The sequence below is a fragment of the Kitasatospora sp. NPDC033851 genome (assembly GCF_055576085.1).
On sequence record NZ_JBVIRL010000013.1, the window covers coordinates 20199 to 38250 of the forward strand.

Consider the following 18052-nt stretch of genomic DNA (forward strand, 5'->3'; position numbering starts at 1 on the left):
CGGGGGCTCGCCACGCCGCTGGCGGGGCCCTGAGCGGTCACGGCGGGCGAGGTTGCCACGGCGGGCGAGGCCGCGCAGGGCGCGTCCGAGGCCCTGGACGCCATCTCCCCCGGTCGCGGCGCCCGCGCTGCGGGGCGTGTCCGGTTCAACCGGTCGGGGAGGCTCAAAACCAGCCATGGCTCACGGCTCTTCGATGGAGAGGGGCCGACAGGAGAGGACGACGCTGCCCGGGCAGCAGGCCCGCCCACGGGATGACGTCGGTCTGCACCGCGCAGCACCGTATGTGACCTGTTCCTTTCAGAGTACGACGGGCACGGGGCCCAGCCCAGCGGCGAAGCCCCGGAGCGACGTTGTTCCCGCGAAGGAGGGATGCGCCCGCCGCGGCAGTGCGCCCTGCCCGCAGGCCATCGCGCCCCCTCCGGAAAGGAGGTTCCCTGGAGCTTGACTGAGCGGACCGGGCGACGCAACAGGCCCGCGGGACACCGTGACCGGACTGTCATTGATCGGCGACGATCCGTTGCGACACGTCGCGAACCGTTACGCCCCACCAGTCCCGCCCGCCCCACGGGCCTGCCCGTACACCACCCGCACCCGGCCCCGCGCGGGATCGGTACGTCAGGTGCCGGAGCCCGATTCAGCCACTTCGTACGGCTTCGCGACGCGCTCTGGCATTTGCCACATGCATAGGCGCGGGCGCTGGCACCATGCTCGACATGCCCCTGCTCCTGTTCGACCTCGACAACACGCTGCTCCCCCGGGACGCCGCTTTCCGGGCCTGGGCGCAGGATTTCCTGTCCGAACACGACCTGCCGCCCGGCGACCTCGACTGGTTCGTCACCCTCGACGGCGGCGGCTACGTACCGCGCAGCACCGTACTGTCCGCGGTCCGGCGCCGCTACGGCCTGGACGTCTCCGCCGACTTCCTGCTCGCCCACTACCGACGCGGCATCAACTCCCACATCCACTGCCCGCCCCGGCACGTCGAGGCGCTGCGGGCGGCGCGGGCGGCCGGGTGGACGCTGGGGATCGTCAGCAACGGTGGTACCCGGCCGCAGTTGGAGAAGATCCGGCGGACGGGGCTGGGGCCGCTGGTCGACGGCTGGGTCATCTCCGAGGAGGCCGACTGCGTCAAGCCGGACCCGCTGATCTTCGAGATTGCCGCCCAGCGCTGCGGCATCGCGCCTACCGGGGACTGGGCCGCGCACACCTGGATGGTCGGGGACCACGCGCCCGCCGACATCGCCGGGGCCGACCTGACCGGACTGCGCAGTGTCTGGCTGCACCACGGCCGGCCGTGGGCGGAGATCGGCTACCGGCCGACGCTGAAGGCGGCCGGGCTGCCGGAGGCCGTCGGCCAGGTGCTCGCCGCCCGCAACGCGCCCTCGCCCCGGCCGGGGATCCGCACCGGCGGGTCGGCACGGCGGAGGGCTCCCGGGGTGCCGGTGCGGGCGGCGGCGCCGCTCGGCGCACGGTCCGGCGCGCGCCCGACGGCGGCCGCCCCGGAGGGCCCCGGTGCGCCCGTTCCCGCGAACGCCGGGGCGGGCGGCGCTTCGAGTGCCGGAGCCGCGTCCGGTGTCCGAAACCGATCCGGCGGGTTTGCCGTGATCGCCGACGCCCGCTCCGGCGCCGGAGCGGTCTCCGGGGCACCGGCGAGCGCCTCACCGGACACGGGCGCGGACGACCGCGGGGCCGCCCCGGTCGTACCTCCGACGCCCCTCCGTACGGCGGCCGACGGGGTCGCGCCCGCTCGAACTGCCTTCGCCGCAAAGCCCACCGCGGCCGCCGTCCTCACAGCGGCCTCGGCAGCGGTCGCAGCGGTCGCCCGGTAGCGTCCCGGCGGCACGGCGCCCCTGCGACGGCCGGGTGCCGGCCGGGCGCCCCGCCCGTCAGCCCTCCGCCGACGTGCGGCTCCACCAGCAGGTTCGGGCCTGCTCGACGAACCCGAGCTTGCGGTAGAGCGGTTCGCCGAGCGAGGTGGCGACCAGGGTGGCCGGGCGGTCCGGGTGTGCGTGGACCAGGGCGGTCTGCACGACGGCCCTGGCCACCCCGCGGCCCCGCCAGTCGGGCAGGGTGGCGACCCAGTACACGCCGGTGGCCCGTCCGTCGTCGTAGGTGAGGCAGGTGCCCGCCGGGGCGCCGTCGACGCGGCCGAGCCACGCCCGCCACCCGGGTTCGCCCAGCAGCTGCTCGGGGAGCGCGTCGCCGCGGACCCACGGCTGGCGGGCGGGCAGCGGGAAGCCCTCCACGATCGCCCGTTCGACCAGCGCGAAGCTGTCCCGGTCCGGCGCCTCATCGACCGTCAGGGTTCCGCCCCCGTGCGCCTCGTGGCCCGCGGGCAGGGCGGTCGTCACGCCTTCGACCGGGCCCGGGTCCCGGACCATCACCGGCATAATCGGCATCCGGGTGGCCCCGAAGCGGGAGAGGTCGAGCCCGCCGTACGGGTCCTCCAGGGTGAAGCGTATGGTCGCCCAGTCGTCCAGCAGGTCCGCCAATTCCTTTTCCACCGAACCTGGTTCGGTGTAGGGACGGGTCACCACGACGCGGTGCGCATCGTCCGGGGTACGGGCGCAGCGGACCGCCGTCAGGCCCGGGAGGACACGGGTTCGCCAGCCGTGCACGCGGGCTTGGGCGAGCCAGAAGGCGGCAGCGTTGTCGTTGGCCCGTTCGAGCCGGCTGTTGGTGTTCACGGCAGGACCGTAACCCGGCAGTCCGGATAACGGTTCTCCCGCATCAGGCTTGGCCGGATGAAGCCTGGGAGGCGCACGACTCATGCCCGTGCGCCCTCTTGTGCACCGCCGATTTTCGGTCAATTTCGCGCCGATCCCTCCCGCTTGGGCAAATCCGCAGTCCAGACCCGCCGATCGGGCGCACGGGGGCCGGACGCCCCAGGAGCGGCCCTGCGACAACCAGCCACCGTTGCCTCGGCCCTCTTCCCAGAAAGGTCGACGGGTGCCACGCTTCGTGATCGAATGCATCACGCCAAATTGCCATGTCGACATAGCGTCGGATGGTGAACTTGTCACAACGGTGATGGTCCACCCGATAGATTTCGATCTTGGCTAGCAGTGCCGCACCACCCACACCACACCACCGAGGGGGCTTGAGCGCCTTGAGCAGGGTGAGCAGGAGCGACGCGGGTCCTGACAGCGGCCAGGCGCTGGCCGGCACCACAGGTCGGTCCGCGAGAAGCACTGGCACCTCCGCGATCGCCGCCACCACCCGCACCTCCGGCGGCTCGGGCGCTGCCCCGCATCCCTCGTACCCCGCAGCGCACTCCGCCGTCGGCGGCCCGGGCGCGGCCCCCGCCGTCGAGCACGGCGCGGCGGCCCCGCACGGAGGCCAACCAGGCAGCGGGCAGTACGTCAGCGGGCAGCACGCCGGTGGGCAACACGCCGGTGGACACGCCACCGGACACCCCGTCAGCGGCGGACAGCCGACCGCCGGACACCCCGTCAGCCGAGGCCTCGTCGGCCACGCCCCGGCCTACGGCGGCGAGTACCCCGGATATCCCGGCCATCCCGCCCACTCCGGCTACGCCGGCCACCCCGCCTACCCCGGCGGCGCGCCGGGCCTGAACGGCGCCTCCGGAGCCGTCGGCGGCCCGCCCGGCGGCCTCGCGCTCGGCAGCGCCGCCGGCCACGGCCCGCTGGGCCACGGTGGCGGCCCCGGTGCGAACGGCTCCCCGGCCTCGGTGACGGCCGCCGCCCCGCGCAAGCTGTCGGGCCGGCGCCGCCGGGAGACCGTCGCGGTGCTGATCTTCGGCGGTGCCCCGATCTTCGAGAGCTCCATCCCGCTGTCGGTCTTCGGCGTGGATCGCCAGGACGCCGGGGTGCCCCGCTACCGCCTGCTGGTCTGCGCCGGCGAGGAGGGCCCGCTGGCCACCACCGGCGGCCTGACCCTCTCCGCCCCGTACGGCCTGGAGGCCCTCGCCCGGGCCGGCACGATCGTCGTACCGGCCTGGCGGTCGATCTCGCAGCCCCCGCCGGTCGAGGCCATCACCGCCCTGCGCAAGGCCCACCACGAGGGCGCGCGGATCATCGGCCTCTGCACCGGCGCCTTCGTCCTGGCCGCCGCCGGCCTGCTCGACGGCCGCCCGGCGACCACCCACTGGATGTACGCACCGACGCTGGCCAAGCGCTACCCGCGGGTGCACGTCGACCCGCGCGAGCTGTTCGTCGACGACGGCGACGTGCTCACCTCGGCCGGCACCGCCGCCGGCATCGACCTGTGCCTGCACGTGGTGCGCAGCGACCACGGCGCCGAGGCGGCCAACGCGCTGGCCCGCCGCCTGGTGGTGCCCAGCCGCCGCGGCGGTGGAGGACAGGCCCAGTACATCGATCAGTCTTTACCGGAGGAGATCGGCAACGACCCGTTGGCCGAGGTGGTCACCTGGGCGCTGGAGAACCTCAACCAGCAGTTCGACGTCGAGGTGCTGGCGGCTCGCGCTTACATGAGCCGGCGCACCTTCGACCGGCGGTTCCGCACGCTCACCGGCAGTGCGCCGCTGCAGTGGCTGATCACTCAGCGGGTGCTCCAGGCGCAGCGGCTGCTGGAGACCTCGGAGCTGTCGGTGGACGACGTCGCGCGCCGGTGCGGGTTCCGTTCGCCGGTAGCGCTGCGCGGGCACTTCCGCCGTCAGCTCGGGGTCTCCCCGGCCGCGTACCGGACCAGCTACCGGGCGCGCCGCCCCGGGCAGCAGCAGCCCACGGCGACCGGTGCGCACGGCGGCGACCTGAGGCTGCCCGGCGCGCTGTCGCACGCGGCGGCCGGCGCGGCGCCGGGCGGTCCGCTGTTCGGCGGGGCGCCCGGCGGTCAGTCGGCGCAGCCGTTCCCGGCCGGGCCGGGGGCTCCGCTGCCGGTCGGTCCGCACGGGCAGCCGTTGCACGGTCAGCCGGTCGGCCACGGCCAGCCGGGCGGGTTCGGTCCGGGACAGGCCGGGACACCGGCCGCCCAGGCCTTCCACGCCCGCGCCGGTCAGCCGTACCCGCACCAGCAGGCCGCGCAGCAGGCGCACCCCGGGCAGCAGGGTGCGGCAGGGCGCGGTCCGATGCGGCCGCCGCTGGTGCCGCCGCAGGCCGGGCCGGGTGCGGGGGCGGGACGTCCGCCGCGCACCGCCGAGCACGCGGCGGCCGAGGACGGTCTGCCCCAGCCGGGGGCGCGCGGTCAGGGCCAGGGGCACCGGAGCGCGGTCGAGCGGCCCGCGGACGAGCCGGGTGCGACCGGGCGCGGTCACGGCGCGGCCGCCGGACGGACGCCGGCACCCGCCGGGCAGCCGACGCCGGGGGCAGGGGCGGCCGAGCTCCGCGGTCGGCAGGCGCGGGCGCCGCAGGTCCGTGCCCAGGGCGCTCGGCCCGCGGGCGACGGCACCCGGGCGGCGCGCGAGGCCCGTCCCGGCCGGGACGGACACCCGGTCCGCACCGGCCGGGAGGACGAGCACGCGGACGGCCGCGGCACGCACGACGGGGCGGAGGAGCACCAGGCCGAAGCCACCGCCGCGGCACCCCGCTCGGCTCCACCGGTCCCCGCGGCACGTGATCGCGCCGTAGGGTGAGTTGCGTGAATGACCGTTTGGTATGGATCGACTGTGAAATGACCGGCCTCGACCTCGACCGGGACGCCCTGGTCGAGGTCGCGGTGCTGGTGACGGACTCCGAGCTGAACATCCTCGGCGAGGGTGTGGACGTCATCATCAGGCCGCCGGCGGAGGCCGTGGCGAACATGCCCGAGGTGGTGCGCGCGATGCACACCGCCTCCGGCCTGCTGGAGGAGCTGGAGCAGGGCGTGACCCTGGCCGAGGCCGAGGAGCGGGTACTCGCGTACGTGCGCGAGCACGTGCCGGAGGCCGGGAAGACGCCGCTGTGCGGCAACTCGGTGGCCACCGACCGCGGCTTCCTGGCCCGGGACATGCCGGCCCTGGAGAAGCACCTGCACTACCGGATCGTGGACGTCTCCTCGATCAAGGAGCTGGCACGCCGCTGGTACCCGAAGGCGTACTACAACAGCCCGCCGAAGGGCGGTAACCACCGGGCGCTCGCCGACATCCGGGAGAGCATCGACGAACTGCGGTACTACCGCGAGGCCGTGTTCGTCCCGCAGCCCGGCCCGGACGCCGACACCGCGCGTGCCATCGCCGGGAAGTACCAGGCCCCCACCGGCTGATCCCGGGAGCAGCGGACGCCCGGCGGGCACCCGCTGCGGGTCCGCGGGGGTGCCCGCGTCCGTCGGAACGAAACCCTGGCGCGAGCACCCTCTCGGATCCTGTAGAGTTCTTCCTGTCGGAACGGGAACGCGAGAGCGGGAACGGACCGGACAGATGGTGGGTGTAGCTCAGTTGGTAGAGCACCTGGTTGTGGTCCAGGTGGCCGCGGGTTCGAGTCCCGTCACTCACCCCAGAGCCCGAGGGGCCGATCTCTTCAAGAGGTCGGCCCCTCGGGCGTTTTCGCGTTCCCCCTGTTTCGCGCTCCTTCAACTGCGCCCGGTGGCCCGGCTTTTCCGTTCGGCCCCTGCCGCCGGAAGCTACCGGCTAGTAACATCGTCGCCATGACCACACCTACGATCGGCCAGATGCTCGACGCCACCGTGCCGATGGCACACACCCTCAAGCTCGAGTACCTGGAGACCACCCCGGAGCGCGCCGTGCTCCGACTGCCCGACCAGCCCGCGTACCACAACCACGTCGGCGGCCCGCACGCCGGCGCGATGTTCACGCTCGCCGAGTCCGCCAGCGGCTGCATCGTGCTCGCCGCCTTCGGCGACCAGCTGTCCCGGGCCGTGCCGCTGGCCGTGAACGCCGAGATCGCGTACAAGAAGCTCGCCATGGGCGAGGTCACCGCGACCGCCGTGCTCGGGCGCCCGGCCGCCGACGTCGTCGCCGAGCTGGACGCCGGCGGCCGACCGGAGTTCCCGGTCACCGTCGAGATCACCCGCGCCGACGGCGCCGTCACCGGTGTGATGACGGTCACCTGGACCCTGCGTCCCAACTCCTGACCGCCGCGCGGTCGGTGGCCCCGGGAACGCCGCCCCGGGGCCGCTCGCACGATGACTGTCCGTGACGGTTGGGCGTGACCTCACCGCCCGTCCGCTCGTTCTCAACTCACGTGCGAGCCAATCACGCGACCAAGCCCCAGGAACCCGTCCCCCGCGGCGTCGCCGGAGACCGGCGCGGCATCGCCGGAGACCGGCGCGGGATCGCCCGCTGGCTGCCCCGCCCCCGCGCCGTCGCGGCCGCCGGCGCCCTGCTCGCACAGCTCTGGGGCCTCGGCGCAGCCGGCGCGTACGCGGCGTCCGCCGACCCACCGCGGGAACCTGCCCGACCCGCCGCGCACCACGCCCCGTACGGCGCACCGGCGCCCGCCGGGCCGACACTCGATGCACCGGCGCTCGACGGACCAGCGCTCGACGGCCAGTCAGCCGAACACCCCGTCGGGCCGGGGCCGTCGACGGGCGGGGCGCCGCGCCGCTCTCCCGGGCTCGCCGGGGAAGTCTCCGGCGGCGGCACCGTCGAAGGGGCCCCCGGGACGGTCGGCGACACCCTGCAGGAGCAGATCCGGGCCGGTGGCCTGCCCCTGCCCGGCCAGCGGGCCGCCGTGCCCGACGCCTTCGCGCTCGCCTCCGGCCTGCTCGACACCGTCCCCGCCCAGGCCCGGCCCGCCGAGGCCCGCGCCTCCCGCGAAGGCGAGCCCACCGGACTGCCCTCCGCCGAGCGGCCGCAGCCCGGCACCACCCGCTCCACCGTTCCGCGGCAGCGCGAGGCCTCGGAGGCTCCGCCGGCCCCGGAGACGTCCGAGGCCGACACCCCTGCCGGGACCTCCGCCGACCCCGAACGCGCGCCGGCCCCCACAGGCCCTGCCACGGCGGTCGCCGTGCCGGGCGCCGGCGGGACGCCGGAGACGCTCGTCGTCGCCGACACCGCCACGGTGACCGCCGTGGCCGACGGCTCCGCCACCGCGACCGCCGTCCTCGCCCCCATCGCCGCCGGGCTGCTGCTCACCGGGGCGGCCATGTGCAAGCACCGCGGGCTGCCGCGCGGGCACTGAACAGACGGGCACTGAACAGACGGGCACTGAACAGGCGGGCACTCAACAGGCGGGCACTGAACGGGCGGCCGCGAGCAACTCGGTCGCCTGCCAATGGCTTTACGGCCGTCAGGGAGCGCGATGGCGCCCGCGAACCGGCCCTGCCGGCACCGTTCCGCCGATGGTGGGCCTTCTCTCGGGGTGCCTGCCTGCGGAAACAGCGACCGCCGTCCGTCAGTGGAAGACGCCCGGCGGCGGTTCCGGGGACGGCGCGGCCGTGGCGTCCGTCGCCGGGGTGGCTCCGGCGGCGAAGTCGCCGAGGGTCCGGCCGTGTTCGACGCGGGCGTGGGCGGAGTCGGAGGCGGCGCGACGGGTGAGGTCGGCGGCCGGGAGGGGGGTGTGGGCGGCGGCGAGTACGAGGTTGCCGAAGCGCTTGCCACGCAGGACGGCCGGGTCGGCGATCAGACAGAGCTCGGGGAAGACCGCGCCGAGGGTGGCGACCTGGGAGCGGGCGAAGGGGAGGGCGCCGCCGTCGGCGATGTTCGCGGTGTACCAACCACCGGGGGCGAGGGCGCGGGCGGCGAGCGAGGTGAATTCGACGGTGGTGCAGTGGGCCGGGGTGCGGGCGCCGGAGAAGACGTCGGTGATGACCAGGTCGACGCTGCCCTCGGGGGTGCGCTCCAGCACGCTGCGGGCATCCCCGCCGCGCACCTTGATCTGCCAGCCGCGCTCCAACGGCAGTTCGGCGCGGACGAGTTCGGTGAGCGCGGTGTCGATCTCGGCGACCTGCTGGCGGGAGCGCGGCCGGGTGGCGGCGACGTAACGGGCCAGGGTGAGGGCCCCGCCGCCCAGGTGCAGGACGGTCAGCGGGCGGCCGGGCGGGGCGACCAGGTCGATCAGGTGGCCGAGCCGGCGCTGGTACTCGAAGCCGAGGTGGGTGGGGTCGGCGAGGTCGACCAGGGACTGCGGGGCGCCGTCGATCAGCAGCGACCAGGCGGCCGGGCGGTCTCGGTCGGGCCGCAGTTCGGCCAGGCCGGAGCCGACGGGACGGGTCAGCGGCCCCTGGGCGTGGGTGCGCCCGCCCACGCCGGTGGTGACCGCCGTCTCGCTGCCGCGCGCGGCTCTGCTGCTTCGTCCCATGGGGGCCATTATCGCCGCAGGCGCGCGGGGGGAGCTGCCGCCGCAGGCGCGCGGGGGGAGCTGCCGCCGCAGGCGCGCGGGGGGAGCTGCCGCCGCAGGCGCGCGGGGGGAGCTGCCGCCGCAGGCGCGGGGGCACCTGCCGCCGCAGGCATGGGGGACCTGTCTCGGCCGGCGCGGGGCACCAGTCGCCACCACGGCGATACAGCCCCGCTCAAGGGCGCGCCACGGGGACCCGGCCGGCGGGGCGAGCGGTGCTCGCGGGCCCGGCGGGATCCGCACGGCACGCCCGCTAGAACGGGCCGAGGCCGCCCGCGGTGAGCGTGCAGGCGGCCTCGCAGAGGGCGGAGCGGAGTACCCAGGCGTCGGTGGGGCGGGCGGTGCAGCCGGAGCCGGCGGGTGGGATCACCCAGCGCGGGTCGGTGGCGGCGGGGACGAGCGCGCCGGCCGTACAGGAGCTTCCCGGCAGGTGCCAGGTCTCCCAGGCGCCGGCCGGGACGAGGAAGGAGAGGGTGCTGCCGTTGCGGCTCTGCAGCACGGCCCCGCAGGCGCGGCGCAGTCTCAGGATGTCGACGGCCTCCAGGCCGTGCCGCAGGGCGACCGTCACGGTGTCGCAGGCGGTGACGAGGGTGACCTCGTCGGGGACAGCGCGCTCACGCCGGGGGCCGCCGCAGGAGGCGCGGCCGCCCTCGACCGGGCCCCGGCCGGGGATCCGGTCGTCGGCGGGGTCGGGCAGCAGGGCGGGGGCTGCGCCGGCGAGCACGCCCCCCGCGACGGGTCGGTGCTGCGGCAGTCCGGTGGCCATCATGGGCCCTCCTGTACCTCGTCGGATCCGGAAGCACAGCCGCCCGGAGGGGCCACCGGGCTGGGACGGGCCGGGGCGACGGCCTGGGCTTCCACGTATCAGGACAACGCGGAGGATGCACCTGAGGCCACGGGGCGCCTTACAGCAAGGCATGGCATTTCATGGCAGATATCCCGCAACATCGCCTGTTTTGCCCGGGATTGTCAGCACATCTCCCGCCAACCCAATGTGGCCGGTCGGTGACTCCGAGTACTCTCGGCGCCATGGCAGCCACCCCACCGGCCAAGCCGAACCGACCGTTCCCCAACACCGTGATGCGCGCGCTGCGCGGCGACCGCTCGCCGGGCGAGTTCGCCATGGCGGTACGCCGGGCCGCGCGCGAGATCGGCGAGCACGTCTCCTGCGACGCACGCTACGTCGGACGGGTCGAGTCCGGTGAGATCCGCTGCCCCAACTACGCCTACGAGCGGGTCTTCCGGCACATGTGGCCGGGCCACACGCTCGAAGACCTCGGCTTCGCCCCCCGGGCCGCCGTCCGCCGCCGCTCGGCGGACGGCGGCGGACGGACCGAACCGCCTCCGCTCCACCCGCCGTTCCCGCCCCTGCCCGCCCCGCGCTCACCACTCTCCACTCAACTCCCGTACGCTGCCTCGCCGTACGCGGATCCAACCGCTCCGTACGGCCCCCCGTGGCCGAGCCCTGGCGCGGTGCCCCGGGGGCTCGATGGATCGCCCTATCTCGACGAGGAGAACGACGACGTGCGTCGCCGTACGTTCCTGGCCGGCGGCACCACCGCGCTGGCCTCCGTGATCGGCATCGACCGGTCGGCCGTGGCCGCCGGTCGACAGGCCGGTGCCGACGGTGCCTCCGGTGTGCTCACCAGCCAAGGCACCCTTCCCGGTGCGGAGTTCGCCGCACCGTCGCTGCTCTCGACCGACCCCCTGGTGCCCGGCCGACCCGGGCCGGTGCCGCCGCTGCGGCGGGTCGGCGCCGCCGAGGTTTTCGGTGTCGAACAGGCCGTCCGGGACATCCGGCTGGCCGACGACGCGCACGGCGCCGACGCCCTGTACGAGCTCGCCGGGCAGTCGCTGCGCAATGCGTACGTGCTGCTCAACGAGGGCGAGTACAGCGCCGAGACGGAACGCCGACTGCAGGCCGGAGCCGGCGAACTCGCCATCTCGGTGGGCTGGTTGGCGCACGACTCGAACCGGCTCGCGGACGCCCGCTCGCTCTACGCCGAAGCGCTGGCAACCGCCCGGATGGCCGGGGACTCCGCGCTGGAGGCGCACGTCTTCTGCAACAGTGCCTTCCTCGCCCGGGACGCCGGCCGCCCCCGCGAGGCGCTGCGCGCCGCCCAGGCCGGGCAGGTCGCCGCCCGGGAGCTGGGCTCCGACCGGCTGCTCGCCCTGCTGGCCATGCGTGAGGCCGGCGCCTGGGCCGTGCTGCAGGACCGCACCTCCTGCGAACGCGCGCTCGGCCGGGCGTACGCGCTGTTCGACCACGGCCCCTCCGAGGCCGATCCGGAGTGGATGTCCTTCTTCGGCGAGGCCGAGATCGCGGGCCTCCAGTCGCAGTGCTGGTCCGCGCTCGGCGACTGGGACCGTGCCAGCGAGCAGGCCGGGCTGGCCATAAGGCTGCAGAAGCCGCAATTCGTCCGCAACCGGGTGCTGTACACCGCCGAGTTGGCCCACGACCGGCTCGGCCGGGGGGACGTGGCCGGCGCCGCACACCACGGCTCGTCCGCCGTCGCGCTGTTCGCCGACGTCCGCTCGGCCCGGATCCGGAGCATGCTGGCGGACACCGCCGGTCGGCTGCGCCCGCACGCCGCGGTGCCCGAGGTGCGCCGGTTCCTGGCCGAGTACGACCGGGCGGCCGCCGCCTAGGCCAGCGGCCGCCGCCCGGGGACGCCGCGGGCGTCCGTGCCCGGCGTTCAGTGCCCGCGCCGGGAGCCGGCGCAGGACGGCGCGGCCCGGCGCTCAGTGCCCTGCGTTCAGTGCCCTGCGTTCAGTGCCCGGCGTTCAGCCCGTCCAGGTGGGAGAGGTCGTTCCAGATCTCCACGGCCGGGGCGCCGTACTCCCAGGACAGCACGCACAGCGCCGCCGTGCCGAGCTTGAACCGCTGGGCGAACTCGGGCGGCAGGCCCAGCCAGCGGGCGGCCAGGATGCGCAGCAGGTGGCCGTGCGCGAACAGGACGACGTCCCGGTCGGCGCAGTGCATCACGGTGGTGTCCGTTTCCGGGACGCCGTGCTCCTGGTTGAGGTCGGCGAGGAAGGCGTCCACCCGGGCCGCCACCTCGGAAAGCTTCTCGCCGCCGGGCACGCCGTCCCGCCAGATCAGCCAGCCGGGGTGGTCGGTGGCCCGGATGTCCACGCCGGTGCGGCCCTCGTACAGGCCGTAGTCCCACTCCATCAGCTCCGGACGATCCACCGCGCGATCGCCCAAGCCGGCCAGGGCACAGGTCTCCTTCGCGCGGCCGAGCGGGCTGGTGTAGACGAGCGCCTCCGGCAGCCCGTTCCAGGGGGCCTTGGCGAGGCGGGCACCGAGGGCCCGGGCCATCGCGCGGCCCTCCTCGGTCAGCGGAATGTCGGTGCGGCCGGTGTGGCGGCCGGTGGCGGACCACTCGGTCTCGCCGTGGCGGACCAGCACGATTCGGGCGGGCATGGGGGGCTCCTCGCAACGGGGCGGCAACGGTCGGTCTCACCCTTGAGCACCGGGCTCCATGATCCCCCACCCGGGTTGCGGCCACGATCGCGGGCCGGTGCGGGTGGCCGCGGGCACCGGTTCCGGCCACCCGCCGCGTCGCCCGGCGGCCGGTCCGCACCGCGTTGTCGGACCCGGATGCGACACTGGGCCGCACCATGAACGTCTCGACGAACGTCCCGCCCGGCGGGTCCGCTGAGCCGCTCGCCCAGCGGCTCGCCGAGCTGCGCGGACCGGCCCCGCAGCGCAGCCTGAACGCCCGCTCCCTCGCCGCGCTCGCCGCCAATCCCGGCTGCCACCGCCGCGCGGTGCTCGACGCGGCCGGGATCGACAAATCGGCGCTGGCCGCCCGGCTCGGCCGCCCCGCCCCCTTCGGCCAGTCCCCCTTCGCGATCGCCCGCGGCGTGATCTTCGAGTCCCGGCTGAAGGCCGACGACTACGCCGCCCTGCTGGAGCCGCTGCGCCGCCACCTCGACGTCCCGACGGACGGCCACGCCCCGCTGGAGGTGCCGGACCTGCTGCAGCGCTCCGGCCCGGCCGTCCGCGCCGAACGGACGGTCCAGGCGCTGGCCCGGGCCGCCGCCGACCCGGAGGCCTGGACGCTGCTCGACCACCCGCTGCTGCGCCTGGACGTGGCCGGCAGCACCGCCTACCTGGAGCCGGACGCGCTCGTGGTGCACGGCGGTCGGTGCACGGTGGTCGAGATCAAGTCCTTCCCGGTGGTCGACGGCAGCGCGGACCCGGCCAAGGTCGGCGCCGCCGCCCGCCAGGCCGCCGTGTACGTGCTGGCACTCCAGCAGGCCGCCGCCGCGGCGGCCGGGGTGCCCCTGAGCGGCGACCCGTACACCGAGCAGCGGCTGCCCGGCAGCCCCCGGACGAGCGTGCTGCTGGTCTGCCCCAAGGACTTCGGCAACCGGCCGACCGCGGTCGCCGTCGACGTCCGCCGCGAGCTGGCCACCACCCGCCGCCAGCTGAGCCGGATGACCGGCATCGGCCGGCTGCTGGACGCGCTGCCGCCGGACGCGGACTTCGACCTGGCGTCCGACGAGGCGGGCGCGCCGACGCGGTCCACCGAGCGGCTGACCGCCTCGGTCGAGGCGGTGCCCGCCGCGTACAGCCCGGACTGCCTCTCCACCTGCGAGCTCGGCTTCCACTGCCGAGCCCGGGCCCGCTGCGGCGACCGGGTCGAGCAGCTCGGCCGGGGCGTGCGCGGCGAGCTGGGCAGCATCCGGACGGTCGCCGGCGCGCTGGCCGCAGCCTCCGGCACCGAGACCGGCGCTACGGACGACGCCGCCGAGCGCCTGGCCTACGCGGCCGCCCTCCGCGCGGAGGCCCTGGCCCTGGCTGGCGATCAACGCATGAACGAGCGCAGCGAGGCGGGCGCATGAGTCTGCTGACCACCCTGGCCCGGCTGGAGGCCGTCCGCAGCGGCCGGGCCGAGCCGCTGGCCACCGTCCGGCACCGGCACCTGTCCGACCGCCCGATGGTGCTGGTCCCGCTGACCGCGGCCGGCGAGGCCGGCGCGCCGCTGGCGGTGATGCTGGGCACCGACCGGGACGCGCCCCGGCTGCACCTGGTGCCGCAGCCGCTCAACCGCACCCTGCGGTTCGACTTCCTCGCCGCGCTGGCCGCCGACCTGCTGCCCTACCTGGAGTCCTTCGCCGACGACGTCGAGCAGGTCGAGGGTTCCGAGAAGGACCCGGAGACCGGCGAGAAGACCCAGGTGTTCCGCGAGCTGTGCGCGGACGCCCCGCAGCTGGTCGTGCCGAACGGCGCGGGGGTGCAGCACCTCGCCCTGATCGGCCGCTCGACCCGCTTCCGCCGCACCGCCGAGGACGCCGAGCCGGGCCCCTACCCGGCGCCGGTCCGGGTGCCGCTGCTGGGCCGCTGGCTGACCCATCTCACCGACCGCGCCCAAGTGCCGGGCTCCGGTCTGCTGCTGCCGATGACCGGCCTGCTGGCCCGGCACTGGGCCACCGGCCAGAGCCACCTGGAGGACCAGCACCTGGCGGCCCGGCTGGCTTGGCACCGCCCGCCGCCCGGTCTGACCGGTGCCGAGGCGGCCGAGCTGGCCGAGTCCGCGCGGGACGACCGGGGTCAGCTGCTGCACCCGCCGGCCGGCCCGGCCACCGACCCCCGCTTCGACGAGGCCGTGCTCGCCCCGGCGATCACCCGCTACGACTCCGCCGTGGGCGCCCTGCAGCACAGCACCGAGCAGCGCGACGAGGCCGCCGCCGAGCGCGCCCGGGCGGCCGTGCGGGCCGCGGTCGGGCAGTTGGAGGAGGCGCTGACGGCCGTCCTGCTGCCCACCTGGCGGGACGTCTGGCAGGGCCTGGACCTGCTGCGCGAGCTGCCGCCGGCCGGCCACCTGGAGGAGCGCTGGACCGCCGACCGCTGGTCCTTCACCGGCCACCGGGACCGTCTGGCGGCCGGCGAGCCGCCGCAGCCCCGGCAGGACGACGCCGTCACCGCCGCCCGCAAGCTCGCCCAGCGCGAGCGCGAGCAGGCCCGGCTGGACGTCCAGGAGGCGCTGGACGACCCGCTGGCGATGGCCGAACACCGCCTCGCCGGTGAGGCGTTCAGCGGCGTGGTGACCGAGGTGGTGCCGGACTGGGACACCACCGGCCGCTCCCCCAAGCCCCGCCCGCTGGTCACTCTGCGCACCGCCGACCGTCCGCACGCGGACCTCGGCCGGGAGGCGTACCGGGTGCACGGCCCGTCCGCGCAGAAGGCCGAGATCGTGGCGGTCGACACCGCCGAGGGCACCGTCACGCTGCGGGTGCTGTCCGGCATGGGCCGCAGGAAGGAGCCGGAGCCGGGCAGCCTGCCCGAGCCCGGCGAGCCGGTCACCTTCACCCTGTTCGAGTTGACGGTCCGCCAGTCCGCGCCGCTGCCCGAGCCGGACGACACCCCCTGGACGCACGGCGGCCCGCCCGGCGCCGCGCCCGTCCCCGGCCCGTCCGTCCCCGGCCCGTCCGCCGCCGCCCCGTCCGCCTTCGAGGAGTGGGAGTGATGACCATCTCGACCCCCCAGCCGGGCCCGACAGCCCGGCCGACGCCCCAGCAGGCCCCGGGCGCGGCCGCCGACGCCGCCGTGGCCGGGATCCTGGCGGCGACCGTCCGCCCGCCGGTCGGCGCCCCGCGCGGCGTGGTGGTGGACTCCCCGCCCGGCGCCGGGAAGTCGACGCTCGTGGTGCGGGCCGCCCGTGAGCTGGTCGAGGCCGGTGAGCGGCTGATGATCGTCGCCCAGACCAACGGCCAGGTGGACGACCTGGTGGGCCGACTGGCCGAGAAGGCGCCGGAGTTGACGATCGGGCGGCTGCACGCCGCGGATTCCCGTCCGGGTCCGGAGGTGCTGAAGCACGCCAACGTCACACCCTCCGACAAGGTCGCCGACCTGGTCGAGCACGACGTGGTGATCTCCACCTCCGCCAAGTGGCAGTGGGTGCGGGCCGAGGCGCCGTGGCGGCACGCGATCGTCGACGAGGCGTACCAGATGCGCTCGGACGCCCTGCTCGCGGTGGCCCGGCTGTTCGAGCGGGCGCTGTTCGTCGGCGACCCGGGCCAGTTGGACCCGTTCACGGTGGTCGGAACCGCGCAGTGGGCCGGCCTGTCGTACGACCCGTCCGGCAGCGCCGTGGTCACCTTGCTGGCGCACAACCCGCAGATCGAGCCGCACCGGCTGCCGGTCTCCTGGCGGCTGCCCGCCAGCGCTGCGCCGCTGATCTCCCGGGCCTTCTACCCGTACACGCCGTTCCGTTCCGGCACCGGGCCGGACGACCGCCGGCTGACGGCCGCCGTCCGCCCCGACGGCTCGGCGCTGGACGCGGCGATCGACCGGGCCGCCGAGCACGGCTGGGCGCTGCTGGAGCTGCCCGCCCGGCACACCGTGCGGACCGACCCGCAGGCCGTGGCGGCGGTCGCGGCGACCGTGCGCCGGCTGCTGGAGCGCGGGCTGACCGCGCACTCCGAGCAGGGCGAGGCACCGCTCACCGCGGACCGGATCGCCGTCGGCACCGCCCACCGCGACCAGGCGGCGGCGGTGCGCGCGGCCCTGCTCAAGGCGGGCGTCCCGGTGGACGGCGCGGCCGGGCCCGCCGTGACGGTGGACACCGCCAACCGGCTGCAGGGCCGCGAGTACGACGTCACGGTGGTGCTGCACCCGCTCTCCGGCCGCCCGGACGCGACCGCCTTCCACCTGGAGACCGGCCGGCTCTGCGTGCTCGCCTCCCGCCACCGGCACGCCTGCATCGTGGTGGCGCGGGCCGGGATCGCCGAGTTGCTGGACGAGCACCCGGCGACCGAGCCGGTGCAGTTGGGCGTCCCGGTGGCCTTCCCGGACGGCTGGGAGGCCAACCACCAGGTGCTGCACCACCTGAGCGGCCACCGGGTCCACCTGCGCTAGCGGGCCGGCGGGTCAGTCCTCGGTCTCGCAGACGGCGTAGGCCACGACGGACCCCCGCTCGGCCTGCGCCCTCCACCCGGTCGCGTCGAGGGTCGGCCCGTTGGCGCGGACCGGGCCCTCCGCGTCGGGCTGGAGCCGGTAGCCGCCGCCGGTCAGGTGGGTGCCGCTCGGGCAGGTCGCCGTCGAGAAGCCGCCGGGGTTGCTCGGCTGCCCGACCACGACCTTCGCCGTCTCGGCGGCGGAGGCCGGCGCCGCCGAGGCCAGGCCGAGGAGGGCGGGGGTGGCCAGCAGGACGCCGACGGGCAGGACCTTGCGCATACGCATGCGGATCTCCCGGTTCTGTGAGTGGCTGGTACGACCGAACGCCCTGCCAACCGATTCGCATACGACCAGGTCACGCGGCGCACGAGGCACGCCCCCCGGCGCGCGCCGGGGAATAGCGCCCGCACGCGCACCGTTCCGTTACCGGCCGCCGCCGCGAGACAATGGACGACGGCCACAACCCGGGCGGCGCAGCCCGGAGCAGCTCCGCCCGCCCCATCGAGACCCCGGAGGTGTCCGTCCATGCCCGACTCCCCTACAGAGTCGACCGAGCCCACCAGGCGCGTGCGTCCGGCGCAGCTGCTGTTCGAGCCGCAGTCCGCCGAACCGGAGCCGGAACGATTCTTCGATCTGGAGTCGATCGAGGACCCGGCGGAGCTGCTGCGCCGCTCCACCGAGCTGGCCCTGGCCTTCCGGGCGGCCGCCGAACGGGCCACCGACTTCCAGGCGGTCGCCGCCGCCCAGCTGGCCGATCCGCGCCGGTTCGACGCGCTGTCGGACGCCGACGTCGCCGTACGGGCGGACTGGACCCCGGACTACGCCGCCAAGATGATCGAGTACGGCCGCACCCTGCTCCAGCCGCGCCGCCACGAGGACTGACTTCCCGGGCCTCCGGCATATGCCAGCGGCGGAGGGTACGCGAGTCCCCGCCGCCCTGTCCGGCGAACCG

General features: G+C 75.8%; 14 protein-coding genes, 1 tRNA gene and 1 pseudogene. 11 read left to right on the forward strand and 5 right to left on the reverse strand.

Translation table 11 applies throughout. The features are described from left to right. The first annotated feature begins 713 nt into the window (after positions 1-713). Positions 714-1829 carry an HAD family hydrolase gene (locus tag ACZ51D_RS23740; protein WP_465663473.1) on the forward strand — a complete coding sequence of 372 codons (1116 nt, stop codon included), beginning with the start codon at positions 714-716 and terminating at the stop codon, positions 1827-1829. A 57-nt stretch (positions 1830-1886) separates the two neighbouring features. Here the strand turns inward: ACZ51D_RS23740 and ACZ51D_RS23745 are convergent, their stop codons facing one another. Continuing rightward, a complete protein-coding gene (locus ACZ51D_RS23745) occupies positions 1887-2687 on the reverse strand; it encodes a GNAT family N-acetyltransferase (protein ID WP_465620573.1) in 801 nt (266 codons plus the stop codon). 1004 nt (positions 2688-3691) lie between these two features. On the opposite strand from ACZ51D_RS23745, the pseudogene ACZ51D_RS23750 reads away from it, so the two are divergent. The 5 genes and pseudogenes from ACZ51D_RS23750 to ACZ51D_RS23770 form a co-directional block, all read left to right on the forward strand. Then, positions 3692-4822 (forward strand): annotated as a pseudogene (locus ACZ51D_RS23750) (helix-turn-helix domain-containing protein); the annotation flags it as partial. A 734-nt stretch (positions 4823-5556) separates the two neighbouring features. Continuing rightward, positions 5557-6159 (forward strand): oligoribonuclease, encoded by a 603-nt coding sequence (gene orn / locus ACZ51D_RS23755; protein ID WP_360497176.1) that lies wholly within the window; start codon positions 5557-5559, stop codon positions 6157-6159. Positions 6160-6316: 157 nt separating this feature from the next. Further along, positions 6317-6392: transfer RNA gene (locus tag ACZ51D_RS23760), tRNA-His, on the forward strand. A gap of 148 nt (positions 6393-6540) precedes the next feature. Then, positions 6541-6987: a DUF4442 domain-containing protein gene (locus ACZ51D_RS23765; RefSeq protein WP_360497173.1), complete on the forward strand. Its 447-nt coding sequence runs from the start codon at positions 6541-6543 to the stop codon at positions 6985-6987. Positions 6988-7097: 110 nt separating this feature from the next. Further along, positions 7098-8036, forward strand: coding sequence for a hypothetical protein (locus tag ACZ51D_RS23770; protein ID WP_465620568.1), 939 nt, complete (start codon positions 7098-7100; stop codon positions 8034-8036). Between the two features lie 213 nt (positions 8037-8249). Here ACZ51D_RS23770 and ACZ51D_RS23775 read toward each other — a convergent pair whose 3' ends face one another. After that, the gene (locus tag ACZ51D_RS23775; protein WP_360497167.1) at positions 8250-9155 is read right to left on the reverse strand and encodes a spermidine synthase; all 906 of its coding nucleotides are present in this window, start codon (positions 9153-9155) and stop codon (positions 8250-8252) included. A 289-nt stretch (positions 9156-9444) separates the two neighbouring features. After that, a complete protein-coding gene (locus ACZ51D_RS23780) occupies positions 9445-9960 on the reverse strand; it encodes a hypothetical protein (RefSeq protein ID WP_360497164.1) in 516 nt (171 codons plus the stop codon). 260 nt (positions 9961-10220) lie between these two features. On the opposite strand from ACZ51D_RS23780, the gene ACZ51D_RS23785 reads away from it, so the two are divergent. Next, a complete protein-coding gene (locus ACZ51D_RS23785) occupies positions 10221-11840 on the forward strand; it encodes a tetratricopeptide repeat protein (RefSeq protein WP_465663474.1) in 1620 nt (539 codons plus the stop codon). A gap of 121 nt (positions 11841-11961) precedes the next feature. On the opposite strand, the gene ACZ51D_RS23790 is transcribed toward ACZ51D_RS23785, so the two are convergent. Beyond that, a complete protein-coding gene (locus tag ACZ51D_RS23790) occupies positions 11962-12618 on the reverse strand; it encodes a histidine phosphatase family protein (RefSeq protein ID WP_465620562.1) in 657 nt (218 codons plus the stop codon). A gap of 197 nt (positions 12619-12815) precedes the next feature. Here ACZ51D_RS23790 and ACZ51D_RS23795 point away from each other — a divergent pair, with 197 nt between their 5' ends. Genes ACZ51D_RS23795 through ACZ51D_RS23805 form a run of 3 tightly spaced genes read left to right on the forward strand, consistent with a single transcriptional unit; the run spans position 12816 to position 17061 of the window. Then, entirely contained in the window at positions 12816-14045 is a 1230-nt protein-coding gene (locus ACZ51D_RS23795) for a hypothetical protein (protein ID WP_465663475.1), read from the forward strand. Then, on the forward strand, positions 14042-15670 hold the full coding sequence (locus ACZ51D_RS23800; RefSeq protein WP_465663476.1) for a hypothetical protein: 1629 nt from the start codon (positions 14042-14044) through the stop codon (positions 15668-15670). Before ACZ51D_RS23795 ends, ACZ51D_RS23800 begins: the two co-directional genes overlap by 4 nt. Beyond that, positions 15670-17061, forward strand: coding sequence for an AAA family ATPase (locus tag ACZ51D_RS23805; RefSeq protein WP_465620559.1), 1392 nt, complete (start codon positions 15670-15672; stop codon positions 17059-17061). Before ACZ51D_RS23800 ends, ACZ51D_RS23805 begins: the two co-directional genes overlap by 1 nt. 12 nt (positions 17062-17073) lie before the next feature. Here the strand turns inward: ACZ51D_RS23805 and ACZ51D_RS23810 are convergent, their stop codons facing one another. Further along, entirely contained in the window at positions 17074-17385 is a 312-nt protein-coding gene (locus tag ACZ51D_RS23810) for a hypothetical protein (RefSeq protein WP_360497147.1), read from the reverse strand. A gap of 240 nt (positions 17386-17625) precedes the next feature. On the opposite strand from ACZ51D_RS23810, the gene ACZ51D_RS23815 reads away from it, so the two are divergent. Next, the gene (locus tag ACZ51D_RS23815; protein WP_465620555.1) at positions 17626-17982 is read left to right on the forward strand and encodes a hypothetical protein; all 357 of its coding nucleotides are present in this window, start codon (positions 17626-17628) and stop codon (positions 17980-17982) included. Positions 17983-18052 lie beyond the last annotated feature (70 nt).